20 protein-coding genes and 10 tRNA genes are annotated in these 15619 nt (G+C 48.0%); 5 read left to right on the top strand and 25 right to left on the bottom strand.

Annotation, left to right across the window (positions count from 1 at the left end; all coding sequences use genetic code 11):
• Positions 1-106: 106 nt before the first annotated feature.
• From KNQ14_RS12545 to acpS, 19 genes are all read right to left on the bottom strand, one after another.
• A tRNA-Ile gene (locus KNQ14_RS12545) sits at positions 107-183 on the bottom strand.
• An 18-nt stretch (positions 184-201) separates the two neighbouring features.
• Positions 202-278 (bottom strand) — tRNA-Arg (locus KNQ14_RS12540).
• Between the two features lie 4 nt (positions 279-282).
• Positions 283-369: transfer RNA gene (locus tag KNQ14_RS12535), tRNA-Leu, on the bottom strand.
• 17 nt (positions 370-386) lie between these two features.
• Positions 387-462 (bottom strand) — tRNA-Lys (locus KNQ14_RS12530).
• 7 nt (positions 463-469) lie between these two features.
• A tRNA-Gln gene (locus KNQ14_RS12525) sits at positions 470-541 on the bottom strand.
• A gap of 4 nt (positions 542-545) precedes the next feature.
• Positions 546-621: transfer RNA gene (locus KNQ14_RS12520), tRNA-Asp, on the bottom strand.
• Positions 622-657: 36 nt separating this feature from the next.
• Positions 658-733: transfer RNA gene (locus tag KNQ14_RS12515), tRNA-Val, on the bottom strand.
• A gap of 3 nt (positions 734-736) precedes the next feature.
• Positions 737-811: transfer RNA gene (locus KNQ14_RS12510), tRNA-Glu, on the bottom strand.
• 49 nt (positions 812-860) lie between these two features.
• A tRNA-Ser gene (locus KNQ14_RS12505) sits at positions 861-952 on the bottom strand.
• Between the two features lie 7 nt (positions 953-959).
• Positions 960-1034: transfer RNA gene (locus tag KNQ14_RS12500), tRNA-Asn, on the bottom strand.
• A gap of 149 nt (positions 1035-1183) precedes the next feature.
• On the bottom strand, positions 1184-1624 hold the full coding sequence (locus KNQ14_RS12495) for a SprT family protein (protein ID WP_023469618.1): 441 nt from the start codon (positions 1622-1624) through the stop codon (positions 1184-1186).
• Positions 1621-3741 carry a Tex family protein gene (locus KNQ14_RS12490; RefSeq protein ID WP_055969544.1) on the bottom strand — a complete coding sequence of 707 codons (2121 nt, stop codon included), beginning with the start codon at positions 3739-3741 and terminating at the stop codon, positions 1621-1623. The genes KNQ14_RS12495 and KNQ14_RS12490 overlap by 4 nt, the downstream gene beginning before the upstream one ends.
• A 63-nt stretch (positions 3742-3804) precedes the next feature.
• Positions 3805-4602, bottom strand: coding sequence for an RNA polymerase sigma factor SigB (gene sigB, locus KNQ14_RS12485; RefSeq protein WP_023469620.1), 798 nt, complete (start codon positions 4600-4602; stop codon positions 3805-3807).
• Positions 4568-5050: an anti-sigma B factor RsbW gene (gene rsbW / locus KNQ14_RS12480; protein WP_023469621.1), complete on the bottom strand. Its 483-nt coding sequence runs from the start codon at positions 5048-5050 to the stop codon at positions 4568-4570. The genes sigB and rsbW overlap by 35 nt, the downstream gene beginning before the upstream one ends.
• On the bottom strand, positions 5047-5373 hold the full coding sequence (locus KNQ14_RS12475; protein WP_023469622.1) for an STAS domain-containing protein: 327 nt from the start codon (positions 5371-5373) through the stop codon (positions 5047-5049). Before KNQ14_RS12475 ends, rsbW begins: the two co-directional genes overlap by 4 nt.
• A gap of 194 nt (positions 5374-5567) precedes the next feature.
• Positions 5568-5918, bottom strand: coding sequence for a type II toxin-antitoxin system PemK/MazF family toxin (locus tag KNQ14_RS12470; protein ID WP_023469623.1), 351 nt, complete (start codon positions 5916-5918; stop codon positions 5568-5570).
• Positions 5919-5921: 3 nt separating this feature from the next.
• Positions 5922-6146, bottom strand: a complete 225-nt coding sequence (locus tag KNQ14_RS12465) for a hypothetical protein (RefSeq protein WP_023469624.1) — start codon at positions 6144-6146, stop codon at positions 5922-5924.
• Between the two features lie 139 nt (positions 6147-6285).
• Complete coding sequence (gene alr, locus KNQ14_RS12460; RefSeq protein ID WP_214748629.1) at positions 6286-7359, bottom strand: alanine racemase; 1074 nt, start codon at positions 7357-7359, stop codon at positions 6286-6288.
• Entirely contained in the window at positions 7337-7717 is a 381-nt protein-coding gene (acpS, locus tag KNQ14_RS12455; protein WP_214748632.1) for a holo-ACP synthase, read from the bottom strand. The genes alr and acpS overlap by 23 nt, the downstream gene beginning before the upstream one ends.
• Positions 7718-7767: 50 nt before the next feature.
• Here acpS and KNQ14_RS12450 point away from each other — a divergent pair, with 50 nt between their 5' ends.
• Positions 7768-8526, top strand: coding sequence for a rhomboid family intramembrane serine protease (locus KNQ14_RS12450; protein ID WP_251138395.1), 759 nt, complete (start codon positions 7768-7770; stop codon positions 8524-8526).
• A 49-nt stretch (positions 8527-8575) separates the two neighbouring features.
• On the opposite strand, the gene KNQ14_RS12445 is transcribed toward KNQ14_RS12450, so the two are convergent.
• The 3 genes from KNQ14_RS12445 to KNQ14_RS12435 are packed head-to-tail and all read right to left on the bottom strand — an operon-like array spanning position 8576 to position 9624.
• A complete protein-coding gene (locus KNQ14_RS12445) occupies positions 8576-8839 on the bottom strand; it encodes a hypothetical protein (protein WP_023469628.1) in 264 nt (87 codons plus the stop codon).
• Between the two features lie 19 nt (positions 8840-8858).
• Complete coding sequence (locus KNQ14_RS12440) at positions 8859-9359, bottom strand: hypothetical protein (protein WP_023469629.1); 501 nt, start codon at positions 9357-9359, stop codon at positions 8859-8861.
• Complete coding sequence (locus tag KNQ14_RS12435) at positions 9349-9624, bottom strand: 4a-hydroxytetrahydrobiopterin dehydratase (protein ID WP_023469630.1); 276 nt, start codon at positions 9622-9624, stop codon at positions 9349-9351. Before KNQ14_RS12435 ends, KNQ14_RS12440 begins: the two co-directional genes overlap by 11 nt.
• Positions 9625-9787: 163 nt before the next feature.
• On the opposite strand from KNQ14_RS12435, the gene KNQ14_RS12430 reads away from it, so the two are divergent.
• The gene (locus KNQ14_RS12430) at positions 9788-10321 is read left to right on the top strand and encodes a cysteine hydrolase family protein (protein ID WP_023469631.1); all 534 of its coding nucleotides are present in this window, start codon (positions 9788-9790) and stop codon (positions 10319-10321) included.
• 17 nt (positions 10322-10338) lie between these two features.
• A complete protein-coding gene (locus KNQ14_RS12425; RefSeq protein WP_055969553.1) occupies positions 10339-11790 on the top strand; it encodes a nicotinate phosphoribosyltransferase in 1452 nt (483 codons plus the stop codon).
• Between the two features lie 50 nt (positions 11791-11840).
• Here the strand turns inward: KNQ14_RS12425 and KNQ14_RS12420 are convergent, their stop codons facing one another.
• The gene (locus KNQ14_RS12420; RefSeq protein WP_029342848.1) at positions 11841-12167 is read right to left on the bottom strand and encodes a hypothetical protein; all 327 of its coding nucleotides are present in this window, start codon (positions 12165-12167) and stop codon (positions 11841-11843) included.
• Positions 12168-12310: 143 nt separating this feature from the next.
• On the opposite strand from KNQ14_RS12420, the gene KNQ14_RS12415 reads away from it, so the two are divergent.
• On the top strand, positions 12311-12802 hold the full coding sequence (locus KNQ14_RS12415; protein ID WP_050678476.1) for a YwpF family protein: 492 nt from the start codon (positions 12311-12313) through the stop codon (positions 12800-12802).
• Here KNQ14_RS12415 and KNQ14_RS12410 read toward each other — a convergent pair.
• The gene (locus KNQ14_RS12410) at positions 12799-13389 is read right to left on the bottom strand and encodes a histidine phosphatase family protein (RefSeq protein ID WP_133208387.1); all 591 of its coding nucleotides are present in this window, start codon (positions 13387-13389) and stop codon (positions 12799-12801) included. The genes KNQ14_RS12415 and KNQ14_RS12410 overlap by 4 nt on opposite strands.
• Positions 13390-13406: 17 nt before the next feature.
• Positions 13407-14396 (bottom strand): alpha/beta hydrolase, encoded by a 990-nt coding sequence (locus KNQ14_RS12405; protein WP_214861196.1) that lies wholly within the window; start codon positions 14394-14396, stop codon positions 13407-13409.
• Positions 14397-14566: 170 nt separating this feature from the next.
• Here KNQ14_RS12405 and KNQ14_RS12400 point away from each other — a divergent pair, with 170 nt between their 5' ends.
• Positions 14567-15580 (top strand): metal ABC transporter solute-binding protein, Zn/Mn family, encoded by a 1014-nt coding sequence (locus KNQ14_RS12400; RefSeq protein ID WP_214748644.1) that lies wholly within the window; start codon positions 14567-14569, stop codon positions 15578-15580.
• The last annotated feature ends 39 nt before the right edge of the window (positions 15581-15619 follow it).

Genomic DNA, 15619 nt, shown 5'->3' with positions numbered 1-15619 from the left:
AGTCACGATTGACGAAGCTTGCGCTTCATTCGTTTTTGTATTCCGTAGAATACGATTTTTGCCTCATCGTTCAGTTTTCAAAGTTCGTCATTGTTTGTTTTGAAAATGGTGGGCCTAAGTGGACTCGAACCACCGACCTCACGCTTATCAGGCGTGCGCTCTAACCAGCTGAGCTATAGGCCCGTCAAAGCAAACAAAATATGGTGCACCCTGAGAGATTCGAACTCCCGACCCCTTGATTCGTAGTCAAGTACTCTATCCAGCTGAGCTAAGGGTGCGATATGGTGCGGTCGAGAGGACTTGAACCTCCACGATGTTGCCACCACTAGGCCCTCAACCTAGCGCGTCTACCGATTCCGCCACGACCGCAAATATGAAATTAAAAATGGTGTGTCATGCAGGATTCGAACCTGCGACCCTCTGATTAAAAGTCAGATGCTCTACCAACTGAGCTAATGACACATAAAAACTGGGCTGGAAGGGATCGAACCTTCGCGTGCTGGAATCAAAATCCAGTGCCTTACCACTTGGCTACAGCCCAAAAATGGCGGTCCTGACGGGATTCGAACCCGCGATCTCCTGCGTGACAGGCAGGCATGTTAACCGCTACACCACAGGACCGCAATTTGAAGTTGTAAACAACTCTTTAAAAAGAAATGGTGGAGGATGACGGGATCGAACCGCCGACCCCCTGCTTGTAAGGCAGGTGCTCTCCCAGCTGAGCTAATCCTCCATATGGTGACCCGTACGGGATTCGAACCCGTGTTACCGCCGTGAAAGGGCGGTGTCTTAACCGCTTGACCAACGGGCCATATCGTAATTAATAATTATTCTCAAGAAACATTTTCACATAAGAGGTCTGGCGGAGATGGAGGGATTCGAACCCTCGCACCAGTTTCCCGGCCTACACCCTTAGCAGGGGCGCCCCTTATAGCCACTTGGGTACATCTCCAAAAGAATGGCTCCGCAAGTAGGATTTGAACCTACGACCTACCGGTTAACAGCCGGTTGCTCTACCGCTGAGCTATTGCGGAACGTTACGCTCTGTTCGGAACACTTTTATATAGTAGCAACTTTTTTTCTTTCCGTCAATGCTTTTTTAAAAAAGTTTTTAGTGACGATAAGTTGTTTAGTTGCTGTCGTTTTGACGACTTCTATAATTTATCATGCTCCGAAATGAACGTCAACTACTTTTGTAAAAAATCTTTCCACGACATCGACCACATCGATATCTTTCCGTATTCATGCGTCTTTTCCTTCTATATAATGTGCTGCATTTCTCACATTCATAAAGATAGGATTTTTTTTCGTCTTCTTGTCTTCTCGGACTGTATCGAAGCCCATCGTAGCGCTCTAACCATTCCTTGAAGTCTTGATCTTGATGACGGTGTCCCATTCCTGCTAGATGTAAATGGTAGTGACACAGTTCATGAATCACGATTCCGCGGAAGACTTTCATGTCATCGATATATCGTTTATTGAAGTCTAAATGATGATCGCCTAAGAAATAGCGACCACCTGTCGTCTTCAGCCGTGGATTAAAATAAGCTTTATGTCGAAACGGTAAGGAAAATACGTCGAGCGACAGTTGCTCGACGTATCGTTGTAATTGTTCATTCGTCATTTCGGCGGAACCAGTGTCAAACCAATCCGTCCCCGCTCTGGTTCAACATTCGTCACCCATACTGTCACGATATCCCCGACAGCGACGACATCAAGTGGATGCTTGACACGTTTACGACTGAGCTTCGAGATATGAATTAAACCATTCTCTTTCACTCCGATATCAACGAACGCACCAAAATCAAGAACATTCCGGACTGTCCCTTGGAACTCCATCCCGACTTGGATCATATCCATCGATAGAACATCTTGGCGGAGCAACGGTTTATCGAGCGCTTCCCGAGGGTCACGACCCGGACGTTGTAACGCTTCGATGATGTCACGTAATGTCGGCTCTCCGATCTCGAGCGTCTGTGCCATCTCCGGTAATGACAATGTAGACAATTGTTCCCGCACCGCATCCGTTCCAACTTGATCCAGCGTTAAGCCTAGTGTCTTAAATAACTTCTCGACTGTTTTGTACTGTTCCGGATGAATCGGCGTCCGGTCGAGCGGATGCGTACCTTCTAGAATTCGCAGGAATCCTGCTGCCTGTTCGTAGGCTTTTGCACCAAGACGAGGAACTTTCAATAATTCCTGGCGTGTCTTAAACGTCCCAAGTTCCGAGCGGCGTTCAACGATTTTTTTCGCTGTCGCCTTCGTGATCCCTGCGACGTAACTCAAAAGCGGTTCTGACGCTGTATTAACATCAACTCCGACTTGGTTGACGACCGTCTCGACGACAAAATCAAGCGTCTCCTTCAGTTTCGTTTGCGAGACATCATGTTGATATTGACCAACTCCAACAGACTGCGGGTCGACTTTGACAAGTTCAGCGAGTGGATCCTGCAAACGACGCGCAATCGAAATCGCGGATCGTTGTTCGACCTGAAGCTCTGGAAACTCCGTCCGGGCAATCTCTGAAGCGGAATAAATACTCGCCCCTGCCTCGTCGACGATTGTAAAGGCGATATCTGTTTGCCCCTTCATCCAGTCCGCAACAAATGCTTCTGTTTCCCGTGAAGCAGTTCCGTTCCCGATCGCAATCAACTCGATTCCATATGTATCAACGAGCTGCGAAAGGGTTTGACGTGCTTCTTTTGCTTTTTGCTCTGACATCGTCACGTAAATGACGCCGACTTCCTTCATTTCACCTGTCGGATCGATGACTGCCCACTTACATCCTGTCCGGTAGGCCGGATCCAGTCCCAACATGACTTTCCCTTTCATCGGTGGTTGCATGTAGAGTTGACGGAGATTCTTACCAAAGACGTCAATCGCTTGGAACTCTGCCTTTTCCGTCAGTTCATTTCGAATTTCTCGTTCGATGGCAGGAAAGACCGATTTTTTATAGCCCGTCGTGATCGCCGCTTCGACGATATCACGTTTCTTTGGCGCCAGTTGTGCGTAGGAACGAAGCAATGTCGGTAAAACCTGTTGTTCCTCTAACACGACTTTCACAGAGACGATTTTCAATGCTTCCGCACGGTTAATCGCAAGAATCCGGTGCGGAACGATCTGTTGAATCCGTTCACTGTAGGCATAATACTGTGCAAAGACACCTTTTTCATCGACTGCATCCTTTTTCTGTTTCGTGACGATTTCTGCTGAACGGCGCATTTGCTTACGAATGAACTCACGCACCGTCGCTTGTTCGCCCCACTCCTCGGCAATGATCGATTGTGCCCCAGTAAGCGCTTCTTCCGGATCCAGCCCATTGCTCAAGCGATGGAATGTCGCTTCATCATAAGCAGACTTGTCGCGGAACCAGTCGGCAAGTGGTGCAAGCCCTGCTTCCCGTGCAATTTCCGCCTTTGTCCGACGTTTTGGTCGAAACGGTAAATAGATATCTTCGACTTGTTGTAACGTCGTCGCTTCCTCGAGCGTTCGACGGAGTTCCGGCGTCAATGCACCTTGCTCCTCGATTTTTTCAAGGACGTCACTCCGTCTACTTTCAAGTTGTGTTAATTGTTTATGTCGATCGAGAATCGCTTTGATCGCGACCTCATCGAGTTCACCTGTCTGTTCTTTCCGGTAGCGGGCGATGAACGGAATCGTACCGCCTTCTTCCGTCAATTGTAAGACTGCCTTCACTTGCGCAGGACGTACATTCAATTCACTTGCGATTCTCTTTTCCATCTGCTTCACCTCTCATTCATTATACCGAAGAACGCATGGAAAAGAAAAAAGACTGACACGAGGTCAGTCTTTTGAGAATACTTCATTTGGTTCGACTTTGATCGCTTCACGTAACTTCTGTAAAGCGCGTCGTTGGAGACGGGAAACGTGCATTTGCGAAATGCCGAGTAGTTCGCCCGTTTCTTTTTGACTCATATTACGGTAGTAGGCACATTCGAGAATCGAACGTTCGCGGTCCGTTAAGACAGCAAATGCCTTTTCAAGAATCAGACGCTGATCGACGGAGTCATAGCCGTTTTCTTGATTCCCGACGAGGTCGAGTAACGTAACAGTACTACCTTCCTGATCTGCCTCAATCGAACTATCAACGGATAACGCTTGATAGCTTTTACCCATCTCAAGTGTTTCGAGGACCTCCTCTTCCGATACTTCAAGACGCGCAGCAATCTCATCGATGCGCGGAGAGCGTTGCAACTCCGTCGTCAACTCCTCGACTGCCTTCTTGATTTTCGGTCCGAGTTCCTTGATGCGACGTGGAACGTGAACGCTCCATGTCTTATCGCGGATGAAACGTTTGATTTCACCGATGATCGTCGGAACAGCAAACGACTCAAAACTGCGACCGAATTCCTTATCGAAGCGACGAAGCGCTGCAAGCAACCCAATCATGCCGACCTGAACAAGATCGTCATGAATCGGTCGACCACGCGAGAACTTTCGGGCCAAAGCTTCTACCAAGTCTGAATAACGCTCGAGTAATGCCGCATGCACTTCCTCATCTTGGTCGTCCTGCTGATACAAATCAATCAGTCGAAGTACTTCATCATCACTGTGATGGCGTTGTTGAGACTTTGCTGGCACTTTGACCCACCTCATCTCTATTCATATATTTTGTCATATGGACAGTGACGCCGTTCGCTTTCTCGATCGTTACTTGATCCATCAATGCTTCGATCATCAAGATACCGAGTCCTCCTTCATGCAAGGAATCGAGATCGTGTGCATCCGTAATCGGTTCACTTTGGCGTTTGACCTCATCTTTATCGAACGTAATGCCGTTATCCTTGACGACAATCTCGAGACGATCATCCGGATAGACGTTACATGTCAAGGCGATGCTACCATCTTCTTTTCCTTCGTACGCATGTTGAACAGCGTTCGCACATGCTTCTGAGACAGCGATCTTGATATCTTCGATGTCATCATACGTGTATCCCATCCGGTTGGCGACACCTGAAACCGTCAGACGGGCAATGGCTACATATTCCGGTTTTGCCGGTAATGTCATGTTTAGTTGTTCGTTCTTCATTGCGTTCCACCTCTTACACCACTATCGATTGTAATGATGCTTGAAAGACCTGTAATTTCGAATAGACGACGGATGCGTTCAGAAACGCCGACGAGCGTGAACGATGTACCGTTCTTTTTCGCTGCTTTGAGTGCTCCGACGAACACGCCGAGACCTGTCGAATCCATGTAGTGTACTTCATCCAAATGGACGACGACATCGTTTGTTTCAACTGCCGGGACTAGTTCTTGGCGAAGCTTTGGTGCTGTATACGTATCAATCTCACCTGCGATATAAAGATGCGTCTGACCGTCAAGCTGCTCTGTTTTAATTGTTAAATCCATCTTCAAGTTCCTCCTCAAGGAAAATCTGTCTATGTGGTCTTGCTATTCATCCTACCTCATCCCTTTATAAAAAGGTCACTTGGGTATGTTTCCCCGTAAAGAAAACTTTAAAACCCATTTCATAAAAAAAGAGGTCAAAAAAAGTCGCATACGCTAGTATCGACTCTTCTTGTGTTGCGCTTCTATGTAAGTGCCTAAAAATCAACCAAGCCTAAGCTGATTGCGACGGCACTATTTACTTTCATCATCGTGTCTGGATCTAGATGTGTGACTTTATCCGTTAGACGGCGTTTATCAATTGTACGGATTTGCTCAAGTAAGATGACCGAATCACGTTCTAATCCGTGTCGCTCTCGATATACTTCCACATGGGTCGGTAGTTTGGCTTTGTCGATCTGTGCCGTGATCGCAGCCACGATGACTGTCGGGCTGAATCGGTTACCAATATCATTTTGTAGAACAAGCACGGGACGAACTCCCCCTTGTTCCGATCCGACCACAGGTGACAAATTTGCATAAAACACGTCGCCACGTTTGACTATCAAAGCTTACACCCCGCTTACTTGACGTAGGAGTGAGAACTCCGCCTCCGTTTCAATCTGGAACATTTCGCCAACGATCGATAAATTGATTGCTGCCATTTCTTCGTAACCACGTTTCAATTCCTCACGTAGCTGACGCTTGCGTTCTTCGGTCGTATGGTTCGACTTCATCCCAATCGTCTCCTTCGCTACATTTCGCTCAACAAACTGCATTTCCCGTTGTTGGACCAAGATAATGGCACCTCCAGATTCACTGAAACCTTAACGAACGACTCACTTTCTACTTCAATATATCAGTCGAATTCAGAAAATACAATCAAAATTCAAACAAATAACATATTTTTGCCATCTTATTGATGTCTTGTACGAATCATTGACGCGGCACGCGCTTCGAGAATTGGCAGAGAACTTCATAGTTGATTGTCCCAAGCCAATGGGCTGCTTCCTCGATCGGTGCCCCTTCTCCAATCAGAATGACTTCCGTCCCAATCGGATATTCCCGCGGTAAACGAATCATGAGCCGATCCATGCAGACACGACCGACGATTTCGCACGGCAGACCGTCTACGATCAACGAATAGCCTTGGAACTTGCGTGACCAGCCATCCGCGTAACCAATCGGAACGGTACCGATCCATTCATCCGTCGGTGCCGTATAGGTCGCCCCGTAACTGATCGTTTGACCGGGCTCGACTTGTTTGACCTGCATCAGACGACTTTTCAGTGAAAACGCCGGTTTTAAGAACTCGTAATGTCCTGCCATCTCATCCGACGGCATCGCCCCATATAGAGCGATACCGACTCGAACGACGTTAAACGGCGCTTGACCTGCTAGACGAATCGCTGCCGCCGAATTGGCACAGTGGATGTAACGGATATCCGGTACTAGTGCGACATACGATAAAAACGTCTTGAGCTGGCGCTCGAACAACTGACTGTTCAACTCGTCAGCAGTCGCGAAATGCGTATAGATGCCTTCGAGTTCGACGAGATCATCATCACATTCAGCAAGAATTCGCTTCAACTCATCGACATGTTGCAGTCCGAGTCGTCCCATTCCGGTATCGACCTTGATATGCAGACGAAGATGATCGATTTCTGTCAAATGACGTTTCGCTTCCTGAAGCCAATCGGCTGAAAAGACAGGAACGGCGACATCATAATTCGAAGCGACCGTCGCATGTTCCGGTAGTAAAGCCTCAAGCATCAAGATCGGTGCTTGGATACCCGCTTCTCGCAACTCGATCGCTTCTTCGAGGAGCGCGACAGCGAGTAAGTCGGCTCCGTTCTCAAGAGCGATTTCAGCGACCGTCACTGCCCCGTGACCATAGCCGTCCGCCTTGACGACCGCCATCACCTGTTGTTCGCCCATCCGTGTTTTGATTTCGCGTATATTATGTGCGATCGCTTCCCGATCGATTTCAATCCAAGTTGGTCGGTACATCCCATTCCCTCTTCTCTAATAAGACTTGCGCAGATGCATAATGCTCTGAATGTGTGATCGAGACGTGGATGACGCCATCGAATGGTCCACTCATGATCGGTCGCCCTGTCTCATCGTTTAAAACTTCAACGTCTTGCCAGGAAACTTCTTTTCCGACGCCGGTTCCGAATGCTTTGACGAACGCTTCCTTTGCAGCGAAACGTCCAGCGAGGTACTCGATGCGACGGTGTCCCGAAAGCGATTGAAATCGTTCCTGCTCTGCCTGTGTTAAGATTCTTCCAGCAAAACGTGGCTGCCGCTCAAGCGTTTGCTCGATTCGATCCAGTTCGACCAAATCGATTCCAATTCCATAAATCATCTGAGACGCCTCCACAGTTCTATTCTTCGCCATCTTCATATAGAATGAAGATGAAGCGAGGTGTTGTCATGTTTAGTCGAACGGAAAACCTACAAACGTTCACACGTTCTTATCCGGTCGTTTCGTTGTTCATTTTAATCCAAGTTGCCCTGTTTGTCATCGAACAGTTGGGCCCACTCCTTAATCTGACATTCTCTCCTCTAAATGCAGGGGCATCCATCAATCTCTTAATCGAACAAGGTGAATGGTGGCGTGTCGTCACAGCAACGTTCTTGCATTACGATTTTTGGCACATTGCGTTCAATACGTTTGCTCTCGTCATCTTCGCTCCACCGCTTGAGCGGATGATTGGTCATGGTCGATTTGCTGCCTTTTACTTGCTCGTTGGTACGCTCGCGAACATCTTGACGTACTTCACGAAAATCAATGAACCGTTTTATGGTCAAGCTGGAGCATCGGGTGCCATTCTTGGTTTGCTTGGTTTTTATGTCTACTTGAGTCGATTCAAGCGGACGGTCATCCTAGCAGATGATACGCGTCTTGTGTATATCTTCACTGCAGTCACGGCAGTCTTTACGTTGCTCGGATCGAACGTTGCTGTCTTTGGTCATTTGTACGGTTTCGTCCTCGGATTCCTCTTCGGATTCGTCTTTGGTAATCGTGCCGTTCCATTCACACGTCCGTTCCAAACCGGTCGTCGATCGAGCGGTGGACCTGTCTTCGTAAGCGGTTCTGGTCAACTCGGTCGGATCTTCTTCTATATCATCATCGCGTTTGCCGTACTCGGATTACTCTTCCGCTACTTGTAAAATGGCATAAAAAAAAGGACTCCGCTACACGCGCGAGTCCTTTTTTTGCTTATTTGCGAAGTACTTCTGCTAAGTCCTTCACGTCGTCAATCAGATTATGGATCGTCTCCTGATTGTCCGTATAGAGTGCTTTTAGTTCTTCAAAGCGCCCTTTTGGATCTTGTTTGACAGCAGACAATTGTGTTCCTGCGCCGCTGAATGTCCGTTTCACTGCTGCAAACTGCGCTTGGCGCGTATCTTTATGCAGTAGTGATAAAGTAGCGCCGACGAGTGCGCCACCGAGTGTTGCTACGACAAAATAGTTCTTTTTCATCTGTTAGTCCCCCTGCATCTCACTCATTTGTTGGTGGTACGATTTGATACCGTTTCATGACGGGAGAAGGCGCGAACGACTTCCCTGCCTCTTCAGCATACTGGTCTACCGTAAGACGTTCAACTGATTTTGCATAACGAGCTCCGTCCCCTGTCTCTTGGAACTGAATCAATAAGGCAAGATCCGTCCCCTTCTCGACACGTCCAATCCGAAATGCCTGGAAGCCACCATATTCTGCTCCGATGACTTTCGGATTCGACATCACTTGATGTACGAATAGATCTCCGCTATTTTGATCTGCCGGAATCGACCAGTAGAAGAGACTGCCTTCGTCCGAAAAATTGCCACGTGATTCGAGCAACGTATAGGTATTGCCACTTTGAAAAGGTGATTTCGAGTCCGTCTCCATCCAGAGGATGGCATCGCCGCTTCCGCTAGCGACACGAATATGAGCATCACGGGAACGAATTTGTTCAACGAACGAACCGCTACCGAATGTAATCGAAAGTTTAGATGGCATCACAGGCCTCCGCAAGTTGAAAGTCTTTTTCCGTCAATCCGTTTTCATCATGAGTCGTCGCTGCAAGTGTGACGTTTTTATAGTCGATCACGATTCGTGGATGATGATTCAAGTTTTCAGCGATACTTCCGACTTCCTGTACGAAATCCAGTGCCGCAGGAAACGATGCAAGTGTATAGGTCCGGACGATTTCATCATCCACGACACTCCAATCTTGCAACCGCTCAAGACGCTCTTCCACTTCATACTCATTCAACCTAGCCATCCCTTTCTCCTCCTCTACTATCATTTTCGTCCTATACCTTATACCCCATTCTTTTACTTCTCTATACCTGTTTGTATCCGATTTCTTCCTTTTGCCTTCTGTGTGAGATAGAGTACAATGTGAAAGAGAACACTAATTCAAAATCGGAAAGGGGCTTACGCATATGCGCGCTCTGATTGTCATTGATTACACGATCGATTTCGTTGCTGACGAAGGAAAGCTGACTTGTGGAAAACCAGGACAAGCGATTGAAGATCGAATTGCTACGTTGATGGAGGAGTTTTCAACGGAAGACTACGTCGTCATCGCTAACGATATTCACGAAGAAGGCGATACATTCCACCCGGAAACCGTCCTCTTCCCGCCACATAATATCCGCGGAACACATGGACGTGATCTGTTCGGGAAAGTCGCAGCCATGGCACGGGTCGCTGATCACGTCATCGACAAGACGCGTTATAGTGCGTTCGCCGGGACGGACCTCGATTTACGCTTGCGTGAACGCGGTATCCACGAAGTCCACCTCGTCGGTGTCTGTACGGACATTTGTGTCCTTCATACAGCTGTCGATGCCTACAATCTCGGATATCGTATCGTCGTTCATGCCGATGCGGTCGCAAGCTTTAACGCGACTGGTCACGAGTGGGCGCTTACACACTTTAAACAATCGATCGGCGCAGAAGTCGTCGGCGAATAAGAAGGGATCTGTCCGTCATGTTACAACGTAATCTTGCACTCCATACCGATCTGTACTTACCACGGTGGATGTATATCTATTGGAAAGAAGGACGTCATAATGAACGTGCCGTCTTTGATGTTTACTACCGTTCGAATCCGTTCGCAGGAGGCTATGTCGTCTTTGCGGGTCTCGAAAATATCATCGAGTATATTCAAACACTCCGTTTCACGGAAGAAGATATCACGTACTTGCAAGAGATGATTGGCTTCCCGGATGAGTTCAAGGATGAACTGCGTCAGTTCAAGTTCAATGGCTCGATTTCAAGTGTCAAAGAAGGCGAGATCGTCTTCCCGAACGAACCACTGATTCGGATCGAGGCACGCATCTTTGAAGCAAAACTCTTACAGACCGCGATTTTGAACATCGCGAACCACGAATCGCTCATCGCGACGAAATACGCACGTATTCGTCAATCGGCTCCCCGTGCGAAGTTCCTCGAAGCTGGTGCCCGTCGCGCGCAAGGCATCGATGCCGCTTACTTCGGTACGCGTGCTTCATACCTGGCTGGTTTTGACGTCACAAGTCTTGCTTCAGCAGGACGCGACTTCGGCATTCCGTGTGGTGGAACGATGGAACATGCCGACATTCAATTCCACGATGACGAATTGACGGCATTCCGGACATTCGCTTCTCATTATCCGGATCAGGCGACATTACTCGTCGATACGTACGATACGCTCAAGAGTGGTCTTCCGAATGCGATCACGGTTGCGAAGGAACTCCAAGCCAAAGGGCATAAACTGCGCGGCATCCGGATCGATTCTGGCGACTTATCTTACTTGTCAAAACGTGCCCGTAACATGCTTGACGAAGCTGGCTTCCCGGAAGTCGACATCGTCTTGTCAGGGGACCTCGATGAGTACGTCATCCAGGACTTACGCATCCAAGGTGCCCAAGCCAATACGTTCCTCGTCGGAACACGTGGTATTACAGCTTACGAACAACCGGCTCTTGGGATGGTTTATAAACTGGTCGCGCGTGAAGTAGATGGCGAGCTCGCACCCGTCATTAAAGTATCCTCGTCAAAAGCCAAGACGACGACGCCCCATATCAAGGAAGTCTATCGCATCATCGATCCGGTGACGGATAAGTTCAAAGGCGATTACGTGACGTTGATGGACGAAGATCCGTCAACACTTGAAGCTGTCGATCTCATCGACGTCCGGGACCCATCGTTCCGGAACCGCATCGAACAGTTCAAGGTCGAGCGCTTACTTGAACCGATCTTCAAGGATGGAGAGTTGATCTATACAGTGCCGACGATCGAAGAGAGTCGCCACTTCCACGAAACACAGATTGGTCGTCTGTGGGAAGAGTACAAACGACTGCGCTTGCCAGAGATCTATGCTGTCACATTCAGCGATCGTCTCTGGAAGCTCAAACTCGACATGATTCGGGATACCCGACTGGCAAGTGGGTTAAAATAAGACGCCAAAAAGCGCCGTTCTTCCTCCCTCAGGATGAACGGCGCTTTTTCTCATGTTAATCCTGCTTCGTTTCCGACAGGTGTCATTTCTGTTGGCGCTTGTTCCATCTTCTTACGAAAGTACCATGCGAAGCCAAGTGCACCTCCGATGAAGACGATATACGTGATGCGTTGACCGAATTCAGCTAAGGAATCCGCGTAGAAAATACTGATTAAATGATCACTTCCACTAATGAGTAGCAAACAGGCAATCAGGAGCGCAATGCGATATGCAAGCGTCGGGCGGTCTGTCGGTTCAGCATGCCAATACATGATGATATGGTGGGCAAGTAGAACGATACCCAGGATTCCTAATATTCCAATGAGTACTTGCGGCATAATGAACGATCCTCCTGTTTAGTAGTATCTAGTCTTATTTAAACATAGTTCATACGGATTTCGTCAGGAAAAGTTTCCCGTCTCACATTCCTCACGGTATACTGTAGGAAAATCGTAAGCGATCAAGGGAGGGCATTTTTTTCATGAAAACCTTTAAGTTATGCACTTTACGCATTTTAATGGACGAGTCAGGACGTGATACGACGATTCCCGTCGCCATTCAGGACGGATTGACGGTCAGTACCGAACAGACGGCACAGTGGGTTGCAGAAATCGTCGTTCCTCCAACGGATCAGCCGATCGTCGATGAATTGTTCACAAAACATTTACGTGCTTTGATTGAAATCACGATCTCACGACCTGATAATGACCCTGCCGCGATGATCGTCACGCCCCTTGAACGGACTGTCTTAAGCGAAAACGTCTCGTATGTCTTCACGGGTAAGATGGTCATGATGAAGAATGATTTATCTGAATCGATCTTACGCGAAGTCGTCGAAGATGGATTCGCTGGCGAAGAACTCGTTCAAGAATATAAGGATCGTCGTTCGAAACGTGGCGCCCATATCACAAGCATCGCTAAAGAAACATTCAAGCAATATTTGACAGAGCATCCGAACGCACCCGTTTCTTAAGGTTTTTCGACCTCATCCGTGATGTGGTCCGCTACGTTGATTCGATCAATCGTATAGTGATCTGTATGATGGATATAATTCGCACACGCGTTTTTCAAAGGTGTCCGGTAACTGAACGTCGCATCAATCGATGATAAGGCTGCCTTGATCGTATGCGAGTGACAGACGATTAGAATTCGTTTCCCTTCATACATGCGTGTCGCTTCCTGTAGCGCATCGAACACGCGATCCTGGATGGCTTGTTCCGTTTCAAGACCCGGCACAAGTGTCGTATCGTTCGCTTGAACAGCCTCGTAAATCGCTGCGACTGGTTCACCGGAAGCGGCTCCGAATTCGCGTTCGACAAGTCGCTCGTCTGTCGCTGTAATCGTTAAGCCAACAGCACGACCGATGATTTCCGCCGTCTCAACGGCACGCGACAAGGGACTTGCTAATAAGACATCCCACTTTTCATTCGATAGATAAGCGGCGCTGAGTTCCGCTTGTCTTCTTCCTGTTGCATTCAACGGGATATCTTCTCTTCCTTGAATCCGTTCGTTTAAGTTCCAATCCGTCTGACCATGCCGCACTAAACAAATTTCAGTCATGTCTCTGTCTCCCTCATTTAAGAAATATGACTGATTGTATCATGTTTTCCATTCGGAAGTTGTCGAGGTGGCAACAGTAGTACCTGACAGGTGAAATGTTCAATTCGTTCAAGCAATCGTTCGATCTTTAACGGATTTTCCGTCTGAGCGAAACTAGCAAGTGAGTGCGTACCATTCGGAAAGGAAAACAAACGAACATCGGCTCCGACATCCGCTCCCTTCTCAACGAAATGCAAGGCTTGAGAAAACGGAACAATCGGATCTTTTTTACCGTGCAAGAGCATGATTGGCGGAGCATCCGACGATAAATGTGTGACGGGTGAGACGTGCGTCATCAGCTTGCGCCATTCTTCTCGTCCCCCCTTGTAGAACTTAATATGGGCAATCCAAGTCTGAATGAAATTAAACAGCAAAAAGTTCGTCGGTGGATATAAAGCGATCACACCACTGATCAATGGCATGTGCCGCTCATCGCGCTCACCAACGAAAGCAGATGGGGCAAGTGCCGTCGTCAGCATGAGTGCGGCTCCGGCTGAATCTCCCCATACCATCATCCGTCCTCTTAGAATGCGAAGACCCTCTACTTCCTTATTCAAAAAACATAACGCATCCCGTACATCTTCGAGGTTATCCGGAAAATAACTGCCCTCTTCGAACAAACGATACTCAATACTACAGACGGCAACTCCGAGTTCAAGTAGTCGATCAACGATTGGACTAAAGCAGAACATGTCATCGCGCTCTCCACGAACGAATGCACCACCGTGTGCATAGATGGCAACTGGAAACGGTCCTTCTCCTGGTGGATAATAGAGATCGAGTTGTAAGATGCGGTCTCCCACCTGTTTGTAGGTGAGCGTCCGCGGTGCAAGTTGTTTTTCTGTGAGTGGCAAGGCGGGTTCGGTCCATCGAAGTAGTGCACCATAATTGTTCCAGATACTCGCTCCCGCTGCTGCCGTCGTCAATAATGCAGCTCCCCCCATTAGCCATGCAGTTTCACGTTTCACTTGATCACCTCCAAAAAGACGTGCTAGTTTCTTCACTTTATTATCCTTCTACCCCGTTTTAAAAGATGTCGAACGTCTCGGTATTCCTACTTGACGCTTCACCAGCGTTCCGCTATAGTGAGAAAGTCCAAATCGGAATTGTTACGTTTTAATAATGGAGGTATCATATAATGAAAAAAATTATTCCTGCTTTAACAATCGCCTTCGCGAGTGCAAGTGTCCTCGCCGCTTGCGGTTCGAATACCGATTCATCGACTTCAGATAAAACCCAGACAGAAGTCTATGCATCGACGTTCGCAACAGCTGCTATTGCCCGCGAAATCGGTGGTGATCAAGTCGACGTCAAGATGATCGTCCCACCTGGAGCAGATCCTCACTCTTACGAGCCGACGTCAAAACAACTCACTGAAATTGCTAAGGGTGACTTGTTCCTCTTAACGGGCACGACGCTCGAGCCATATTCGAAAAAAATTCAGGAGAGTCTAAACGGCACGGACGTCCGCTTCGTCGAGACGAGTAAGGACGTCAACTTACTGGAATCTGATGCTACACTCCATGCACATGAAGAAGAGGGGCATAGTGAAGACGAACATGCCCACGAAGAAGAAGGGCACGATGATCACGCAACGGATGAACCTGCGCATGAAGAAGAAGGCCATGACCACGGAAAATACGATCCACACGTCTGGCTCGATCCTACCAATGCAAAAGCAATGGCACGTTCCATCACAGTCGCTCTATCAAAAGAAGTACCAAAAGACAAAGCGACATTCGAGAAAAACTTAAAAGCGTTCGATCAGCAAGCTGACGCACTAGATAAAGAATTCAAACAAGCCGTCGCTGATGGATCGAAAAAAGAACTTCTCGTTACGCATGCCGCTTACGGTTACCTCGCAGAACGATATGGTTTCACGCAACTGCCGATCGCGGGAATTTCTCCTTCCGATGAACCGTCACAAAAGCAACTGGCTGCTTTAGTGAAAGAAGCACGGATGCATGATTTGAAATACGTCGCGTTCGAAGAGACGGTCTCACCGAAGGTCGCACGTGTCATCCAAAAAGAAATCGGAGCTGAATCCGTGACGATTCATAATCTAGAGTCCGTCACGAAAGCACAGCAAAACAGCTCTTATTTTAAATTGATGGAAGAAAACGTCCAGACGTTAAAACAAGCACTTCAGTAAAGTACAGTTGACACGCGTTACTCAATGCGGTACGGTAAG

Origin of the sequence: Exiguobacterium sp. s161 (genome assembly GCF_018619045.1) — a bacterium.
GTDB lineage: Bacteria > Bacillota > Bacilli > Exiguobacteriales > Exiguobacteriaceae > Exiguobacterium_A > Exiguobacterium_A indicum.
The sequence above is the reverse complement of the archived record's forward strand: the minus strand, read 5'-3'. Positions and strand labels throughout refer to the sequence as shown.